Genomic DNA, 19,315 nt, shown 5'->3' on the forward strand with positions numbered 1-19,315 from the left:
AAAGCGCAGTAATGCGTGCAGCTAACTGGTCCTAATCGCCCAATAGGCTCACTCACACCGCCTGATAAAATCAGGCAAACACACATGCACAGAAATCATCCACGCACAAAACACACTCACACAAAAAAACACCAACCTCACACGCCCAACACACCCCTCAATAGGGTGGACTGGACGACCTGGTGGCTATGGCGGGGAAAGATCCACCCGATCCCATCCCGAACTCGGCCGTGAAATGCCCCTGCGCCTATGATACTGCGTCTTAAGACGCGGGAAAGTCGGTCGCCGCCAGGTCTTCCAGTCCTCCCTCACCCCCGCGGGGTGGAGCAGCCCGGTAGCTCGTCAGGCTCATAACCTGAAGGTCATAGGTTCAAATCCTATCCCCGCAACCATCTGAACTTGCGATGCCAACGCATCACGAACCCCAGTCCGGAAACGGGCTGGGGTTTTCGTTTGTCCGCCCGACGCAACCGTCAGGATGCCGGCCAGATCACCACGAACGTGGATCTGGAGGCCCCTGTCGGATGGCGTGAGAATGATCGCCTCAATTAGAGAGCGGATCACCTCGGCCGCCTCCTGGCGCTTTTCGTCCAGTTCGGAATGCAGCATGTCGTGCAGGCGCGCGAGTTGTCGGTGATAGAACTCCGCCATCTGCGGATGGAGCAGGGGCGGCGGCGCCTCGGCGGTGGCGAGGAACTCCTTGAGTTCACTCTTGCGGGCTTCGAGCTTCGATCCACGTTCCTTGACCGTCTCGATCGAGATCGCTTCGGAAAGATAGAGATCCATCAGGCGCTGGATGTCGCGCTCGATCCGCTTCAGTTCTGATTCCGCTGCGCCGATGTCGGCCGATGCCTCCATGCGCAGCCGGTTCATCTCGGTGGTGAACGCCGTGCAGAACTCGGCGAACAGGTCCGGATCCATGAGATGGTGGCGCAGTGCATCAAGGACACGCCGCTCCAGTTCCTCACGGCGCATGTTGGTCCGGTTGTCGCAGGTGCCCTTGTTACGGGCCGTCGAGCAGCCAAGCAATGCGCCGGAGATCATGGAATAGCCGCCACCGCAGCAGCCGCATTTGCTCAGGCCGGAGAACAGGTAGCGGGGGCGGCGTTTCTCGCGGAAATGATCGGGCGATGACGTGTCACGCGTATCGCGGCTGGCGCTGACGCTGGCCTGCCGCGACTTGACCGCGTCCCACAGGTCCTGGTCGACGATCCGCAACTCCGGCACTTCCTGGATCACCCATTCGGAGTCCGGATTGGGTCGGGCCTGGCGCTTGCCGGTATCGGGATCCTTGATGAAGCGTTGGCGATTCCAGACCAGCTTCCCCACGTACATCTCGTTGTTGAGGATGCCGGTGCCGCGCGCCCGGTTGCCATTGATCGTGGAGAAGCCCCAGGCGCCGCTGCCTGGGGCTGAGATGCCTTCATCGTTGAGACGGAAGGCGATCGCACGCGGCCCCAGCCCGGCCGCGAAGTCGCGGAAGATGCGACGGACGACCTCGGCCTCCACCTCGTTGATGGTCCGGTCGCCCCGGATTGGCTCCCCATTGGCATCGAGCCTGCGTACCACGTCATAGCCGTAGGCATTGCCGCCGCCGGACTTGCCCTGCTCGACCCGGCCGCGCAGGCCGCGATGGGTCTTCTCGGCCAGGTCTTTCAGGAAGAGGGCGTTCATTGTGCCCTTGAGGCCGACGTGAAGGTGGGACACCTCGCCCTCGGAGAGGGTGAAGATCCGCACGCCAGCATAGTTCATGCGCTTGAAGACGCCGGCGATGTCCTCCTGGTCGCGGGACAGACGGTCCATCGCCTCGGCCAGCACGATCTGGAACCGTCCGCGCTGTGCGTCCGCGATCAGCGCCTGGATGCCGGGCCGCATCAGGGAGGCACCCGAGATGGCGTGGTCGGTATACTCCTCGACGATGGTCCAGCCCTGTTTTTCCGCATGGGTGCGGCAGACGCGAAGCTGGTCGGCGATCGAGGCGTCGCGCTGGTTGTCGGAGGAATAGCGGGCGTAGAGCGCGACCTTCATGACGAGGTATCCCTTACGGTCCGGAGCGGCGGCGCTGCTCCTGTTGCTGTGACCGGAACCAGTCCCGTGCCGCACGGCGCGCCATGAGGCGGACCAGCGCCACCAGACGCGGGTCGGGAGTGTTGGGGCGCAGGACGAGCCGTAATTCAGGCTCGGGCGGTTGATACGCCGGGGCACTGGACTGGCTGGGTCTGTCCGTCATCGTGGCTCTCTTCCGACCGCAAGGCAAGGAAAACAGACACACGATCCGGGCAGAGGACTGTTATTTCAATAGAAAATGGTAATATGGAGCGTCCTGCCCGCGCGTGCTCCAGAGTGCGGAATCGTAGTCATGGGTAGTCCCGGATACAGGCGCGTCGCACAAATACTGGCTCATGGCGGTATCCAGAAGAACAAATGAACAGGCGCGTCACCGACACCGCATTTAAGGAAGCGCTGGCAGGTCTTGTGGTGTCGGTCACGTTTCACAAGGCGAAGAGCGGCTGGTCTATGCCACTACAGTCTACATGAGCCGGGGGACTATTGGGCTGTGGAGATATCGTCGCAGTATTACGTATGCCATGCTGGTATGGAACCTGCCCTACCCAGAGAGCATACCGGAACTTGGTCAATTCGTTCAAACTAGGCTATCTTTTTTAGTAGCTAAAGTTCCTAATTTGCATAACGAAGCAGTAGCAGCATCGAGCTACGAAGAGGGAGGCGGGCGATGAATACCGAGAAGGCTTTGGCTGCGTTGCTTGCCTTGGGGCATGTCTCGCAATCAATGCCATCGTACTGATTCGTCGCCGACGGATGTCAAACACATTTGCAGAATGGACTGCACGTCTTGAAGCGCATTTTAAGGCTCTCGCGGAACTGCGTCGAGCCCACGGTCTCCCGGTGTTCGCTCTCGAGCATGGACTCGACGAGAATGAACAGCGGAGTCTTGGCAAACAACTCAATACATCTCTAGCAAAAGGCGAACGCGCGTCAAAATATTGGCTGTTGTGGGTCGTTTATTCAGCTGAACAAGGTTACGATTATGATGGCGAAGAGTTTTGGGAGACCTTTGAAAGAAGAACCCCTTATTGGACGCGATATTGCGATCGACGGTCACTTAGAGACTGGTTTGTAAAATTCCACCAACGCTTTGACGGGTTCAAGCCAACAGGCCCATGGGCTTCATGGTTCTCGATCATCGCGTGGCCGATAACGCATGCGTTATTGCCGCGAGATCTGCAGCTACAACTGGCAAAGGCACTCTATGAGTGGCGCTATGCACTTGTCGCGCGGATCGACTCCCCTCCTGCGGAACTAGGTCGCTTTCTTGCGACGGTGAGTGATGAGGCGAGTTCTCGCTTTCGTAATTTTCTCCAGCAGGAGGAGGTCGCGGGTAGGATCGTGTTCGCGCTGCTCGGAGGTAGGAACGATGCCGTCGAACATTTCATCCATTCCAGTACGCTCGACCGAATCGTTACCGACCTCCAGAAAGCCGCCAGCGGAAGGGCATGGTTACACGACGCGCGAAAAGTCTTTGAACGCGCGCGCTTTAATGGAACATCGTCTGTACATCAGGCAAGCAATATGACTGATGCCTATTGCAGGGAGACTGTAACTCAGGAGCAAAGGCCCGAAATCCGGCCGGCGTTGACGCTACGGCGAGTATCGGCTCATGAGTGGACACCGGTCATGGAATTGCCCTCGTTGCGACCCATTGCCGAGATCAGCCCAGACTTGAATAAGTTCCTTCGGCAAACCCGTTGTCAGGTTGCCGGTTCATTAGGCGCCCTGCCGGCGGGCTGGTTACTGCAGGGCGACCAGCGGCGTGTCCTGACCAGTTGGCCGTCACCCTACAAGCCCGTGGTCAAATTCGACCGCGAGCAGCCAGTGTTGGAGCACCTTCTTCGCGTCGACGGGTGCATAACTTTAGGTCCGGCATGGCTTTTTCGGGTCGGATCGGACGGTCTTGCGCGCGAGATTATCAGTCGTGTCGTTCGCCCCGGGGGCCGATACATCTATGTTTCATCCGAGCAAATTGCAGCCCCATCTTTCGGCGAGGAGATCAGTCTGACCGCCAGCGGCGTGACCGGACTGGCGATCGATCTTCCAAATGTCCTTGCATCAGCGGAGGTTGATGCGCTTAGTGCGTTGCACCTTAGTGTCTCCAAGAATGTGCGGCTCGCGCCCGTCGGCCTCGGTGCGAGGCGGTGGGACGGCGAAGGTTTTGCAGAATGGATGGATGGCGAGACACCCTGCGTGTCGCTTCTCGCCGATTTTGGGGTCGATAGTTACTGCGTAAAGCTCGACGCAGAGTTCGTGCATGTCGACGTCAATGGGCGATCTGGTCCTATATTACTCAGATTCTCAGATTTGAGCCTGGGTCTCCATTCTCTGACAGTCGAGGTTCGCCCAAGCGACAAGACCTGCCCGGTGATTTCGGGCCTTCTTCAGATATCGATGCGGCATGCCCGGCCGTGGATAGCTGGCACCTCCGCGCATATCGGCTTGGTCACGACCATTGAGCCCGAAGAGCCGAGCCTAGACCGCCTCTGGGAGGGTGACGTGAAATTGCAGATCTTCGGACCCGCCGACCACCGTGTGCGCGTGAACGTAGATTTGCTCGACGCTGCTGGCGCGAAACTCGGCAGCGAATCCATTGCCGACCTGCCATTGCCGGTGACGGTCGAACGCTGGGAGCGCGCGCTCTCAATCTTTCTTTCAAAGGAGACAAATCCCTGGGCATTCCTGCGCGCCACTTCGGGGCGCCTCGTTGTCGAAGGCGATCAACTGGGCGTTCGTCAGATCAGTCTTCAGCGCGAAGTCGCTCCCATCCGCTGGGTGTGGCACAAGACGGGGCACGGCACGACCTTGCGGCTGGTTGACGACCATGAAGGCAATGATCTGCCAGCACTGAGTTTCTATCCCTTCTCCCATCCGGGCCGGCCGGAGCCTATCAGCCTCGAACGCGCGATCGAGGGCTTCCTCCCTGAGAATGAAGGAGGCCTCTGTGTCGTCTCCTATGGGGAGATCCAGCAGACCCTGATCGTGAGCATGCCGACTGTCGTCGGAGGCTTCCATGGGCTGCTCGTTCAGCCGAGCCTGGCGAACCTTCTACCCTACTCAATGTTGATGATGCCGCGCATTGCTAACCTTATAGAGATTTGGTCTACGGCTAAGCTCGTAGGCCCGCTTGCGGGAAATCGACGTGATAGGGTTGCAACCGCGCTTCGAGACGCTTTGTGTGAGTTCGTTTGCGGGACAGACTGGATCGACGCTGAGGATGAGTATGCCAGTTCGCCGAAAGGTGTGGCCAATCTGAAGCGCTTCGCTGGGGCGACCGGGGCACCGGCCGCCTTCAATTTCGTCCTGGTCCGCGACGTCGCTCGGTTTCAAACGATCCCGCCTACCGAACGCACGAAGGATCTCATTGACCTAGCCCAACGTTACAAAATTGCCTCGCGCGAGGCCTGCTCCGATGCGCTCCAGGTCGCGTACTGGCTGGAGCAGGGCGGCCGATGGTCGGAGGTGATCGCTGAACGCATCACGTCTTCCAAAGACGCCGCGAGCCTGACGCGAGCCGCTCGCTTTATCACTATGGCGACGTCAGTACCGTTCGAAGCGCAACCGACGGTGCCACAGGCAACTCGCCGATGATCGAGATCGTGAACGTGGACGAGATCATCGCCTCCGCCCGCCGTGATCTCGGGCTTCCCGTCGGGACCGAGGTGGACAGCGCCTATTGGTTCGCCGGCTTGCGGCGCCTCGCCGGGCAATTGTGCCCGTGTTCGCCACGCACCCTCGTTTCGTCGATGGCGGGCAGTCATCGCGTCTTTGAGCTCGACGTGCCCGATCTAGTCGGCCACCTTGAGGATTGCGTGGACGCGCTCGTTGCCGTTGGTGATCTGCTCGAGTTCCACGACGTGACTACGCTGGACGAGAAGGTGAAGGCGACATGGGTCTTCGCCGCGCCGCCCTCATTCGTCATGCATCCGTCAGGCGCGGCTTACATACTGGGACTAGCGCCTGACGACGCCCTTCCTCTACCGGTCGCATGGAGGGAGCGCGTGGTCTCGAGGGGCCCTGTCCGGGTGATCGAGCCACTGCCTGGTGAAGATCTCGACGCATCGCTCAAGAGCATCGGCTTTCGATCCTTGTCCCTTAATGCATGGAGGCGGAGCCCTAGGCCGGAGAGCGCGGCCTCTCTCATCGCCGGGCTTGACGCCAAGCTGGCAGCGCTGGGTCCGGCCGGCCACGTTCCAGACCTCAAGGTTTTCGACGGGGCAAAGGACACGCGGAGCTACCGGGCACGGTGGGTGGCCCCATCGGGGCAGGACGGCAATTACATCGTCCGTCGCCCGCAGGCCTATGGAGCGGACCTTTGGGGTTATGCGAGCCTCGAACGGGGTGAACTGAGGAAACTCGTCGACTTTCCTGTCCCCGGATCCCGGTATCGGGGGTGCGACATGGCATGGCGCGCCCAACTTGCGATCGACGCCTTGTTGAAGAGGCCACAGCGATACCGCATCGTCGCATTGGACGGGGCCAAGCGCTTCGACCTGTTCTTCCCATTGCCGGATTGGGCACGGCGGCGTCTCTCCACGATCGGGCAGGAAGTGGCTCCCGACAAATGCCTGATGTCGTTCTGTCTTCCGCTTGATTCTGTGAGCGCGGAACAGGCCTTCCTAAAAGAATATCTTTTCCTCGAATGTGAAGAGTAAGGACCGAATTGTATGGCTGCGACGATACAAGAGACGATTGAACAACTGCACACTTCACTCAGGGATTATATCGAGGCAACCTACCATATCGGCGACGCGACACTTATCAGCCAGCGCCAAACACTGCTGAAGAGGACCGGCGTTACCCACCAGATCCCTTACCTCGAATCTACGCCCAAATATCAACTCGGCCAGAATTTCGCAAAGATCGAGGGGCTGCCTCCTGCGGCCCTTGCGGTGTATTCGGCGTTGGCGAAGACTGACGGCAAGCAGCCAAGACTGCTCTTCGACCCGCCTTATCGGCACCAGGCGGACGCTATCAAGCATTCGCTGATCGGCGGCCAGAACCTCGTCATTATGACCGGCACCGGCTCGGGCAAGACGGAATCGTTCCTCCTGCCGATCCTCGGGAAGTTCGCCCGCGAGGCGGCGACGAAGCCCAAGGCTTTCGGCGGCCAGCACGGTGTCCGGGCGCTGCTGCTCTATCCGATGAATGCGCTCGTGAATGACCAGCTTGGCCGTTTGAGGGCCATTTTCGGCGATCCCCGCCTGGCGGCGGCGTTCACCGAATGGGCAGGCAGACCACCGACGTTCGCGCGCTATACCAGCCGGACGCCTTATGCCGGTGTTCGCACCAGCAAGCGCGATAGCAAGAAATTCACGTCGTTCGAGAGCTTCTACGTCGAGATCGAGCGGCAGGCGTCGGGTCCGAAATCGGAGGATCAGCAGCGCGCGTCGAAGCTTCGCAGCGAACTGAAAGAGCGCGGAAAGTGGCCGGCGAAGCCTGACCTCGAAAAGTGGTTCGGGGCAAAGGGATCGCGGTGGGCAGACCCGAAGACGGGTGAGCCGCTGCGGGCGGTGACCCTGCCTGAGGATTCCGAACTGATCACGCGGCACGAAGCGCAGGATGCAGCGCCCGATCTGCTGGTCACCAACTATTCGATGCTCGAATATATGCTGATGCGTCCGATCGAACGGACCATCTTCGACCAGACGGCCGCGTGGCTAGCTGCGAACCAGGAGGAGAAATTCACCGTCGTCCTCGACGAGGCCCACCTCTACCGGGGCGCTGCCGGCGCGGAAGTCGGATTGCTGATGCGGCGGCTGCGCGCGCGGCTCGGTATCCCGGTCGAGCGGTTCCAGGTGATCTGCGCCACGGCCAGCTTCAACGAGAAGGAGCATGCGGGCGCCTTCGGATCGCAGTTGACCGGGGTCGACGCCGCCAGCTTCGTCGCGGTCACCGGCGACCTTGATTTGCGGCAGCACGCGGCTACGGGAAGCAGCGCGGACGCCGACCTGCTGGCTGGGATCGATCTGTCGGGCTTCTACGATCCGGACGAGGACAAACGGCGAGCGGCGATCGCTCCCGTCCTTCACCATCGTGGCGTCGCGCCGACCGGAGATATTGGTCGCGATCTCTACGCGGCTCTCGAAACCTTCCCGCCGCTCGGCCTCCTGGTGAATACGACCATGAAGGCCGCCCGTCCGGTGGCGAGCCTCGGGTCAGAGCTTTTCCCGGACACGCCCGGTCAGGCAGACCGCGCGGTCACGGCGCTCCTCGCGCTTGGCAGTGTCGCCCGAGAGAATCCGGAGGCGGCCGGTCTGTTGCCCTGTCGGATCCACAACTTTTACCGAGGCCTGCCTGGTCTCTGGGTCTGCATGGATCCCGATTGCACCGAACTCGGTACTGACGAGCATTCGGGCATCTGCGGCAAGATGTATAGCCAGCCCCGCGAGATATGCGGTTGCGGTGCCCGCGTGCTCGAATTCTACACCTGCCGGAATTGCGGCGCAGCCCACGTCCGTGCCCATTCCGACGACGTCGACACGCCGAATGCGTTGTGGTCGGAGCCGGGCCGGCGCCTGAAGATGCCGGGAATGGAAACCTCGCCGCTCCTCGATCTCGATCTCCTGCTGGAGGAACCCAGGCATCCGGACCTCGCCGAGATTGCGGAGTATGATCTCGAGACGGGGCGCATAAACCCGCTCAATCAGAGTCCGCGAACCCGCACGGTGTACCTGCGCAAGGATCGCGTCACGCCGCCCGCTGACGATGAGGGCAATCAGGACAATCGGCTTGAGGTGCGCGGCCAGTTCACGCCCTGCGCCGTCTGCGGCGATACGGCGGCCTTTGGGCGGACCTCGGTTCAGGATCACCAGACCAAGGGGGATCAGCCTTTCCAGGCCCTGGTCGCACGCCAGATTCAGGTCCAGCCGCCTGGGCCGCAGCGGGCGTCGAGCTTTGCGCCGCTGCGTGGACGCAAGGTGCTGGTATTCAGCGACTCCCGTCAGGTCGCCGCCCGCCTCGCGCCGAACCTCCAACTCTATTCGGTGCGCGATGCGCTTCGAACGCTGATCGTATGGGGCTTCGACCGGCTTCGTCAGCACCCGATGATCACATCGATGCTCAGCCTCGATGATCTATATTTCGCCGCGCTCCTTGCGTCCAAGGGCCTCGGTGTCCGGCTCCGACCCGAGATCAAGGTGGGGGAGAACTTTGCCGCCGAAGCCGCGATCGAAGCCGGTGTTCAGGCCGGCGCGCTCGATGATCCGACCCAGTTCATGATGCTCTGGATGAAGAACAGGGGCGATCGTCCGCCGGAGGGCTTGCTCGACGATATCGTCAAGACCGTCAGGGACCGTCATCTCGGACTCGAAGCGCTCGCGCTCGCCTCGCTGTGCGAGAGTGTCGACAAGGCGGCGGCGGTTCATGCGTTGCCGGCAATCCCGGGAATTGCGGATACCAACGAAGACAAGATCGCACTGGCTCGTGCCTGGCTGCGATGCTGGAGGCCGAAGGCCTTCTGGCTGAACGCCATGCCGAGCACCTGGTACAAGCGCGGTGGCGGAAGCGGGACCAGCGTGCGATCGCAAAAGGGTTCGTTCAAGGCGATGCGCCGCGTGCTCCCCGACAAGACCGCTTACTCGCTCTTCGACAAGCAATGGCAGCCTGCCCTGATGCAGATCTTTGCCGAAGAGATGGAAAGCGGGTTCAAGCGCCTCGCTGGCAAGAATCTCTCGCTGCTCATGGATGGCGAGTGGGTGCGCTGCGGCGCATGCCGTTCGGTTCACCGACCCGTGCCGAAGCTGCCGCATTGCCTCGATTGCGGCAGCAGGGAGATCGTCTCCCTCGATCCCGCTACGGACCCTGTCTTCGTCGCCCGCAAAGGCTATTATCGGGCACCCGTCATAGCGGCGCTCCACGATCCCGAGCACAGGCCGATGGCGTTGATCGCGGCCGAACATACGGCGCAGCTAAACGCGCCGCAGAGCGAAGACGTCTTTTCACGTGCGGAGGAAAATGAGCTTCTCTTCCAAGACGTGGCGCTCGATTGGGGCGCGGCGGCGAACCGCTCGACGGCGATCGATATCCTTTCGAGCACGACCACGATGGAGGTCGGCATCGACATCGGCGCACTCTCTGGCGTGGCGCTTCGCAACATGCCGCCTGGTCGCGCGAACTACCAGCAGCGCGCTGGTCGTGCCGGACGCCGGGGCAACGCGGTCGCGACCGTGGTGGCCTTCGGAAGCGCCGATAGCCATGACGAGCATTACTTCAGCGACCCCGAGGCGATGATCGCGGGGCCGGTGGTCGACCCCAAGCTCACCCTCAATAACCCCGAAATCGTGCGTCGCCATGTCCGGGCCTATCTGCTCCAGCGCTATCACCAGGATCGGATTCCGGAGTTCGATCCCGACGTCGATCCGAACTTGTTTTCGGTATTGGGCACCGTCACCGGATTCCAATCGGGAGCCGAAGTCCTCAACCGCGCCGATTTCGAAGCGTGGCTGAAGAAGAATGCCAAGTCGCTCCGGGACTCCGTCGCCGACTGGATTCCGATTCAGTTGTCGCCGGAGGATCGGCAGGAACTGCTCGATGATATGGCGGCCGACTGCCTGAAAGCGATCGACGACGCCCTCAAGGGCAAGGTGCTGGGCGGCGAGAAGGTCTTCGAGGAGCCTGATGGGGAAGGCGTCGAGGTTCAGGAAGAGGAAGGCGAGGAGGTTCCGCCCGAGAAGGCACAGACCGGCAAATTGCTGGACCGGCTGCTGTATAGTGGCGTGCTGCCGCGCTACGCATTTCCGACCGATGTGGCGCCGTTCAATGTGTTCGACATCGACCGATCGACGGACTTCCGCCCGGTGATGAAATTTGCCCCGTCGCAGTCTCTGCCGGTCGCGCTGTCGCAATATGCGCCGGGCAAGACGGTTTGGATCTCGGGCAAGTGCTACACGTCAGGAGCGATCTATTCGCCGATGTGGGAGGACCGTGTCGAGGCGTGGCAAAACCGCCGCCTCTATCGCGAATGCTCCGAATGCCACTTCGCGCAGACGGTGCCGCTCGACGAGGGCCTTAAACCCGGCGTGATCGACAACTGCCACGCCTGCGGCAGCGAAAGCACGTTCGGACCGACGCAATATTGGCTGCGTCCGCCAGGCTTTGCCCATCCCGTCTATGTGGACGAGATGACCTCGCCCGACGATATGCCCGAAACGGCTTACGCGACGCGGGCGAAGTTGACGATGCCAACCCCGGCCGACACTGAGAAGTGGATCGCGATCAACGACCGGATCCGTGGCATGCCCGATCGCAAGCATCTGCTGGTGTCCAACACCGGGCCGAAGCAGGAGGGCTATAATTACTGCACGAAATGCGGTGTGATCGAGGCCAGCGCCGAGAGCACGGCGATGCTCGGCGGGCCTCACAAGAAGCCCTATCCCGACGAGAAGGAACCGATGTGCGAAGGCGCGGGCACGACCCGGCACCTTGTCCTCGGCACGGACTTCATCACAGACATCGCATTGTTCTCGCTGCGCGTGGCGGCGCCGCTCAAGCTGAAGCCCGGCTTCTATCCGACGGATGTCGCGCTGCGGACGGTGAGCGAGGCGATCGCCAAGGCCGCTTCGTCGATGCTCGAGATCGAGCCCGGCGAACTCATGGCGGAATATCGGCCGGCGTTGACGCCGGCGGGGATAAGCGGGCTCGAGGCGGAAATCTTTCTCTACGACACCCTCCCCGGCGGCGCCGGCTTTTCAGGCCAGTTGGCCCACCGCGGCGAAGAGTTGTTCCAACGCGCGCTTACCCTGATGAAGACGTGCCCGGAGAATTGCGACGCATCGTGCTATCGCTGCCTGCGCAGCTTCAAGAACAAGTTCGAGCATGGGTTGCTCGATCGGCATGTCGGCGCGGAACTGCTCGCATATCTGATCAGCGGCGAGATGCAGCCCTTCGACACTCGGCGGATCAAGGCCTCGACCGTCCTGCTCCACCAGGATCTCGAGCGCCAGGCTGACGGTGTCCGGTTCGGCCTCGATATCGACGTCGATGTACCGGGGATGGGGCCGGTGACGATCCCGATCCTCGCCACGCGCTCGGATGGTCAGCGGTTTGCGATCGCGCTTGCCGGCGGATTGACCGGGGACCATCCGGCCGATCCAAGGATTGTGGAGATGCGTGAGAGTTGGCCGGATCTCCTCGTCATTCCGGTAAACGAACTGCTGGTCAGGGGCAACTTGCCGGCGGCATCGCTCTCTGTTCTTTCCGCGATCGCCTGAAACGGTAGGATGTAGTCCATGATCGAGATTTTGGGTGTGAACAGCGGCCAGGAGTATGAGGCCGCTGTTCACTTGCGCAAGCAGATGCTGAAGCTGTGGCCCGACCTCGCACAGAGCAAGGACGATATCGTCAAGATATTCGTCGGGTTCAAAATGTATGGATATAAATTCCAGGATATCGACATCATCGTCGTCGGCAGCTTCGCGACGCCGAGATCGTTCGATGCTGAGATGAAATTCTATCCTTCTGAGGGGGAGCCGTTCATTCCGAAAGGCGCATCTATTCGGAACTTCGCCCTACTGATCGAGGAGAAATCCCATAACGCTCTCGGTGTTCGATTTGAGGGCAGAACCGCCACGGTTAAATACAGAAACAAAAAAGACGGGGAGTGCGTCACCGAGAAGGCGTTCAAACAGATGTTCGAGTTCAAGAAATATCTGCGCGATCGGAATGGCGGGAACATTTTCGTCCAGGAACTAGTGCTTTTTTCGGGGCTGAAGGAAGCGCAGCTTCCGCCAAGACCTCATAATTTCATCGCGAGCGACACGAGTTTCGAGAGGCTTCTGAACACGTTGGGGCAAACCTCCAGTCCTGTCAGATCCGGCCCTTTCGCCAATCTGAACTTCGGAGCAACGGAAGTCTTCAGAAAGATCTTGAACCCAAGCTTTGAGCTTTTCGACGTCCTCGAACCGACGCCTCTCGATCGGAAGCGCATGGACCTGATCGCGAAACAGGCGCTGCCGGACGATTGGGTCGAGGACATGGGTGAAAAGCAGATACTGCTGAAGGGCCGCGGTGGCGTCGGCAAGACCGTCATCCTCCTGCAGATGGCGTATCGAGCCTACCAGTTCGAAGAGAAGCGTTCATTGGTCCTGACCTTCAACAAGGCGCTCGTCGCGGACCTCCGCCGATCGATGGCCCTCCTCGGTGTGCCCCGCGCTGTGGAGACTGGGGGCATCGGTATCGAAACGGCGCACGGGTTCTTTGGCCGCCTCATGATGGCCCTCGGCATTATCGAAGGCTACGCCGACTTCCTCGAGCGCTATGCCGAGCACAAGCAAGCGTTGCTCGCTTATCTCGATTCAGGTGCGGTCAGCCGCGATGATATAGACAAGCTCATTCGCGATCAGGCTGATCAGTTCGGCTGGGACAATGTGCTCGTCGACGAGGGGCAGGACTGGCCGTCGGACGAGATTGCAATTCTGCGGAAGATCTATGGCTTGGAAAGCCTGGTCATCTCCGACGGTGTCGACCAGTTAGTTCGCGGGACTGTGGCCGACTGGAGTGCGGGCGTCGGCAAGGCGTCATTGCGCAAGCGACGGCTGACGCGCTGCATGCGGATGAAAGCTAATTTGGCGGCGTTCGTGTCCGATATGGCGACAAATCTCGGGATCGATGATTGGGTTCTGGAGCCGAACACGGATGCCGCTGGCGGCCGTATCATCATCGTCGATGGCGACCTGAGTTCACAGCCGGAGCGTTTAAAGGAATGGTGCGACGAGGCAGAGGCGCTGAAGAACGCGCCGGTCGATCTCCTGGCCTGCGTGCCGCCATCATTGGCCGGCACGGCCTGCGACTGCCTGTGCAAGCCTGCTGCGGAATTCGTTTCCCTGGGGCACCGCGTCTGGGATGGCACGAGCCGCGACGTCCGGGAGCATTTCGCGACGAGCCGTGACCAGTTGAGATTCGTCCAGTACGATTCATGCCGCGGCCTCGAAGGTTGGACTGTTATCAATTACGGCTTGGACGAACTCTGGGATTATAAGTATGCCCAGTGGGTCAACGAAGGCCATCAGGTCGATGACCTTTATACATCTGTCGAGGATCTCGCCAAACTGCATGCGTCTCGATGGGTGATGATTCCCCTGACGCGCGCGATTGATACGCTCGTCATTAACATCGGAGCCCAGCAGAGCTTCGTACGCGATGCCCTCTTGAAGGTGGCAAAGGCACGGCCCGATATCATCGACTGGATAGGCTTCGAAGACGCTGCAGCGTTCTGATGTGGTTTTAGCCGGTATCAGGTCGGAAGCAGAGACGGATCCGACCCCGGCGAGATCAATGTCGCATGGACGCTTTGTGGACCAAGCTTTCTGATAGCGGCGAGGGTTTCCGAGCGTTTGGATCGCTGCAGCAGCCAGCGACGGCGCCACGCGGCGCCTATCGACGCTGCGCTGGAAAGCAATGGTGGTTCGGAGTGCATCCCGAGGAGCGCATCGCGCGATGCCGAGCCGAGTTCACACGCGTAAAAAAGCCGTGGGGTAGCGTGGTGTAGAATAGCGTCGCTGTCGATGCCGAGAGCATCGAGACCTTCTCTGATTTGCCGAAGCCGAGGACTTGTTCCTTCGCCAAAGCGGTTGTTCACGCGTCTGGAGTTGTGACGGGCTTGTGCCATCTGCCCCAGCGCGTGCGCCGTCTCGTTGCCCAAATGCAGCGTACCGAAACCGCCGGTAAGGCTCTTGCCTATGGCATCCCAATGGACGTCGTGGCCCAACTCGTCGTGATCGCTCGCGCGCAGGAGAAGCCGGTTATATTGGCTCGAACCCACGCCGTAGAGGCTCGTCGTTGTCAGGATTCGGAGGTCGGCAGGTTTGCAGATAGCGCGGCCTGCCATCTGGGACGCGATGATGCTGACCTGTGAACCGTACCGTTCGGCGTAATAATCGTGGATCTCCCGCGATGCGAGGAGGAGGGCGACTAGCTTTCCGCCGAGTAACTCATTGTAGGGATGGATCGCGCCACAGATACTGACGTCAGCAACTTGGCTCGATAGGCCGGCCTTACGAAACTCGGTGAGGACGATATCGATCGCACGCTGGCCGGTCTTCGCGGCGAGAAGTTGCTCGATCGCGGCGCGCGGATTCTTTGCAAGGCCGGCCGCGCGAAACATTTGCTTGGCGAATAGAAGTTGCGCCAGAAGCTCGGATCGTTTGCGCACGAAAAGGAGATCCTCCGACGCTGCGCGCCAGTCGGCATCGCCATGTGCGTCTTTTACGTTGCCGCGCATCGGTCGCACGCTGCCGTCGGCAACTCGGTTGTCCTCATAATGGGCGCGGAGTTGGAGATCACGCGAGTGTGCCGCGCCCGAGGCCTTTTGCTCCAATCGCAGGATAGTCGTTTCGACGGGTGACCGGATCTCGCTTTTGGACGCTAGGTCGTCCCACCTGAGATTGGCGATCGACGCATCGATCCGCCCCAGGAAGGCCTTCGCGATATCTTCGGGTATCCATTCGCCGGTGAGGAAGCGCGTCTCCATCGATTCTCGGAGCCAACCGATCCAGCGGTCGCGCGCTGTAACCCGCATGACGGGGCTCGCAAGCATGGCGATGCCCATGACCGGGCGATTAGGGCGGGCAGCGTTTCGGATCAGCACCAGCAACTGGCGACCAGGGATCGGGCGGTATTCGTGCGCCCAAGTGTGGCGGAAATAGCGCCAGATGTCGTTGAGCGGCAGACCTGTTGCGGAGCAGCGGTCGCCAGCCTTGCAGATCTCGACGACCGGATCGACGACGTCCGCCAACGCCGCCTCCTGCTGATCGGAGGGAAGTGACGCGATCCGTTGGAACTCGGTGGCGAGGTCGGAGCCGTTGTCGACCAGGTCGAGAATGCAACTACGCACCCCGGCCGCGCGAAGCGTCCGGCGTTCCATGCGCCGGAGAAAGGTTTGGACGGAGGGCTCCTGCAGTTGCCTTTGCCGTGCGGCTTGCAGGGCGTGGCGAATGCGACGCTTCACGTCATCGACAGACTGCTCCGATTGCCGCGTGATGCCGGGCGCCTCGAAGAGAATGTGGTCGTCTTCGACGGCGACGCGCCAGCCTTGCTCAAAGAGGTCGGCGACGAGGAGGCAGACGGTGCGGAGCTTCCGGCTCTCACCATCATCGATGTAGCTACGCGCCAACGTGCGCAGTTCCTCGGCGAAGGAGGGCTGGGGGGCACCCTCGAAGCTCATGAGGCTGCGAAACTCTTTCTTCTGATTGCCGCGTAGGAAAGGGGACACGGTTCGCACTTGACCCGGACCCGACCGCAACCTCCTTTCCGACATCAATCATAACCCCCTTTTCAACACCGTTATTCTTTGCGTGTTTATGCCAAAAATTGGCCCGAAATTCCAGTGCGATCAGGCGCGAAAACTGGCAGCAGGCCAGTTTCAATCTGTCTCGGAAGCAAGAATGTCGGTGATCGACGACAGGCCTGGATCGAGCGACCGCCCCCAATCCGTAAGGATTTCGACAACAATCCTGCGACGGATGTCGGTATCGTCCCGTCGCCCACTGGTGATGGCCCATAAAAGAGCCTCCAGCGCAGTTTGAAGGGTGATCGGGTTAGGTCGGCCGCCACGCGCGAAGGCCGGATGATCGATGTTGAGGCTAAGCGATCCATCGCTAGCACGGAAGAGGAGAGGAGGGCGGTGGCCTTTTCCCCGAGCGGATAAAGTCGTCTTCGATACCGTCTTTGATCTAGCGATTGCTTCTTGCTGGTCGCGGTCTACGGCCTTAGGAAAGGCGCAAACTGCGTTCTTCCGGGTGCGCGCGGTCTTCAACGATCTCACTCGGCCGCGAAGTTGCTCGATCGCTTTGACAAGCCCGGCTTCATGGAGCCGATCCCACATTTCCGGTGACACGGAAATTTGTTGCTTTGCGGTAGTGACGCCGAACAACTCGTCTAGGGACGCCGGGAACTCCACCTCGATCCGGATATACCGGTCATTGTTAATAAAGGTGGTCCAGGGGGTTTTGGTCTTGCAATCGATAAGGCGGCCATTTCGACTGAAGATGATGCCGTGATAGTCTTTTAGGATCGGAAATCTCTCATTGGCGTTGAGCCCGACGGCATCTCTGCTTTTGTCGATCGATGCGAAGCTCGGCGGTAGGTACGAGTAGCGGAGGAGAATCCGCGCTGGCCCGGTAGGCGTGTTTACTATCAGCGACACGGGTTCGAACGCTATGGCTCGGTCGTCATCAATCCGGCAAAGGGTATGGCTCGGATCAAGGAATAGTGGATCGGTCGGCGAGACAGGATTTCCGTTAATAAATATCAATGTCGATATTAGCAGTTTATGATATGTGACGCCGAAGCATTGATCTAAATGCTTTGCAAAGCCAAGTGTCGTCGCCCAGTCAAGGCGATCGAGTTTCTCGATAAGAATGATGGTCCCTGATTCCCAACCGTCTAGATATAGTAGGTCGATATAGTTAGACAGAAACTGGGGGATGTCGGCGTCGCACGGTAACGGAATAACCGTGTCGCCCTCATTGTCGGTGTATTTACCGTTGTTCAGATCATCGAGGTCAAGCGTGACTTGTTTGGCTGATCTGCCAGCGACTTTGGATATGACGGTGAAGCGCTTTCCGATACTCATTGTCGAACACGGCAATCCGTAGCCGTAACGACCCAGCCCGGATCGATCATTTTCACGATGAGTTCCGCCCCACATCATAGCTAATTGGATCATGTCCGGCGTCATGCCGTGCCCATCGTCGAGAACAGCGATCTGGGTCGGCTTCTTTTGGGAGTCTGTACCGTCGTAGCCGAAGACGATGTCGACATGCTCCGCATATGCCTGGATGGCGTTGTCGACGAGTTCTGCGATCGCTTCGACGTTACTTCGATATCCAAGATGGCGAATGCCGCGGACAAATGCATCTGGCACAGTAAGTCCTAACTTTCTGGCTTTATGCTTTTGTATGGAATATTGAGCCTGTGCCGAGATATCGGCGATCGCGCGTTTCGGTGCACTCCGACGTGAATTCAGGCGCATAGGGACCTCTTTCGATTGCTTGTTACTGCTCCGGTAGGCCTTGTGAGTTTGACGATCTGCTTGGACTCTGAGCAGATTGACCGATTATGTTCACTCCTTCTTTCTCTCGTTTCGACTGTAAGGCCAAATCTAGTTCCGTGGCCGGTTCGTTGCTTCCTCTTCAAAATCATTTTGTCGTGTGAAGACTCTCTGGCAGGGAAGCAACTCCTGTGTAATCATTGATTGGGCCCGCTGTCATGAAGAAGCTGAGCGGACGTCTGTTTCTGTCCATGACTGGATGCAGTCTCGTATTTATGCCGCCTTTGGTACAGCCAATCAGTCACTGTGGATTTTTTACTCGAAGGCTAAAAGCCTTGCGGTGTGCCTCGAAAATAGGTCGTATTAATCACGACAGTCGATGATCTGGAGCTGTGATTTTTCGAAAGCTAGCCCGGCAGAGGAAGAAAAAGCTAATGGCGCTGCCCTCGCGCCGGCAAGGGTTCGCGTCAGCGCGCTGACGCCGCCCGATGGGGTGTCCCCGATCTTCCTGCGCTGCGCTCCGTGCAGACCGGGAGATACCCCTCCCCATCGGTCGCCCTTGCCGTTGCTACCCCGCTGCTCGCCGCGAGGCAGAGGAACAGCGGGGGCTGTTCCTCGCGGAACAAAGGGCAAAGACCATGACCGGCAACACCAACACGGCGACCGATTTCCGCAATACCATCCTCAACGGTGACAGCGTGCAGCTTATGCGCGCACTCCCCCGTAATACGGTGGATTTCATCCTGACAGACCCGCCTTACCTGGTGAACTATCAGGGCAGGGACGGGCGGAAGGTCCGCAACGACGACAATGCGCGCTGGCTCCGGCCTGCCTTCAACCAGATGCATCGTGTCCTGAAATGGGGCGGGTTTGCTGTTTCGTTCTATGGCTGGAACCGGATAGATTTATTCGCCGACGCCTGGAAGGCGGCGGGGTTCCGCATGGTTGGGCATATCGTTTTTCGCAAGTCTTATTCATCATCGTCCCGTTTTCTCCGGTATGAACATGAAAGCGCCTATCTGCTGGCCAAGGGCAACGTGACGCCGCCCGCAAAGCCCATCCCGGATGTGATCGACATGCCCTACAGCGGCAACAAACTGCACCCGACGCAAAAGCCGGTGGTTTCACTCCTTCCCCTGGTGGAAACTTTCTGCCCGGTGGGTGGGCTGGTTCTGGACCCGTTCGCGGGTTCGGGTTCGTCCCTGGTGGCGGCGCAGCATCTTGGGCGCGACTGGCTGGGCATGGAACTGGACCCGG

Annotated in this window: 8 protein-coding genes, 1 tRNA gene, 1 rRNA gene and 1 pseudogene; 7 read left to right on the top strand and 4 right to left on the bottom strand. The window is 60.0% G+C overall.

The window, feature by feature from the left end; translation table 11 throughout:
* The first annotated feature begins 178 nt into the window (after positions 1-178).
* Positions 179-294, top strand: a 5S ribosomal RNA gene (rrf, locus tag ABF821_RS13665).
* Positions 295-315: 21 nt separating this feature from the next.
* Positions 316-392: transfer RNA gene (locus ABF821_RS13670), tRNA-Met, on the top strand.
* Here the strand turns inward: ABF821_RS13670 and ABF821_RS13675 are convergent.
* Positions 349-2,028, bottom strand: a complete 1,680-nt coding sequence (locus ABF821_RS13675; protein ID WP_415530390.1) for a recombinase family protein — start codon at positions 2,026-2,028, stop codon at positions 349-351. The genes ABF821_RS13670 and ABF821_RS13675 overlap by 44 nt on opposite strands.
* A gap of 792 nt (positions 2,029-2,820) precedes the next feature.
* On the opposite strand from ABF821_RS13675, the gene ABF821_RS13680 reads away from it, so the two are divergent.
* Genes ABF821_RS13680 through ABF821_RS13695 form a run of 4 tightly spaced genes read left to right on the top strand, consistent with a single transcriptional unit; the run spans position 2,821 to position 14,285 of the window.
* Positions 2,821-5,661, top strand: a complete 2,841-nt coding sequence (locus ABF821_RS13680; RefSeq protein ID WP_415530382.1) for a hypothetical protein — start codon at positions 2,821-2,823, stop codon at positions 5,659-5,661.
* Entirely contained in the window at positions 5,658-6,725 is a 1,068-nt protein-coding gene (locus tag ABF821_RS13685) for a hypothetical protein (RefSeq protein ID WP_415530384.1), read from the top strand. The genes ABF821_RS13680 and ABF821_RS13685 overlap by 4 nt, the downstream gene beginning before the upstream one ends.
* Before the next feature lie 12 nt (positions 6,726-6,737).
* A complete protein-coding gene (locus ABF821_RS13690) occupies positions 6,738-12,281 on the top strand; it encodes a DEAD/DEAH box helicase (RefSeq protein WP_415530385.1) in 5,544 nt (1,847 codons plus the stop codon).
* 18 nt (positions 12,282-12,299) lie between these two features.
* Entirely contained in the window at positions 12,300-14,285 is a 1,986-nt protein-coding gene (locus ABF821_RS13695; protein ID WP_415530386.1) for a hypothetical protein, read from the top strand.
* A gap of 17 nt (positions 14,286-14,302) precedes the next feature.
* Here the strand turns inward: ABF821_RS13695 and ABF821_RS13700 are convergent, their stop codons facing one another.
* The 3 genes and pseudogenes from ABF821_RS13700 to ABF821_RS13710 form a co-directional block, all read right to left on the bottom strand.
* Complete coding sequence (locus ABF821_RS13700; protein WP_415530387.1) at positions 14,303-16,231, bottom strand: Druantia anti-phage system protein DruA; 1,929 nt, start codon at positions 16,229-16,231, stop codon at positions 14,303-14,305.
* Positions 16,232-16,429: 198 nt separating this feature from the next.
* A complete protein-coding gene (locus ABF821_RS13705; protein ID WP_415530388.1) occupies positions 16,430-18,040 on the bottom strand; it encodes an ATP-binding protein in 1,611 nt (536 codons plus the stop codon).
* A gap of 181 nt (positions 18,041-18,221) precedes the next feature.
* Positions 18,222-18,359, bottom strand: a pseudogene (locus ABF821_RS13710) (IS5/IS1182 family transposase); the annotation flags it as partial.
* Positions 18,360-18,696: 337 nt separating this feature from the next.
* Between ABF821_RS13710 and ABF821_RS13715 the strand changes: the two are divergent.
* Positions 18,697-19,315 (top strand): DNA methyltransferase (locus tag ABF821_RS13715; protein ID WP_415530389.1); only part of this gene is annotated, 619 nt, incomplete at its 3' end.

Origin of the sequence: Gluconacetobacter sp., assembly GCF_047721585.1 — a bacterium.
GTDB classification, from domain to species: domain Bacteria; phylum Pseudomonadota; class Alphaproteobacteria; order Acetobacterales; family Acetobacteraceae; genus Gluconacetobacter; species Gluconacetobacter dulcium.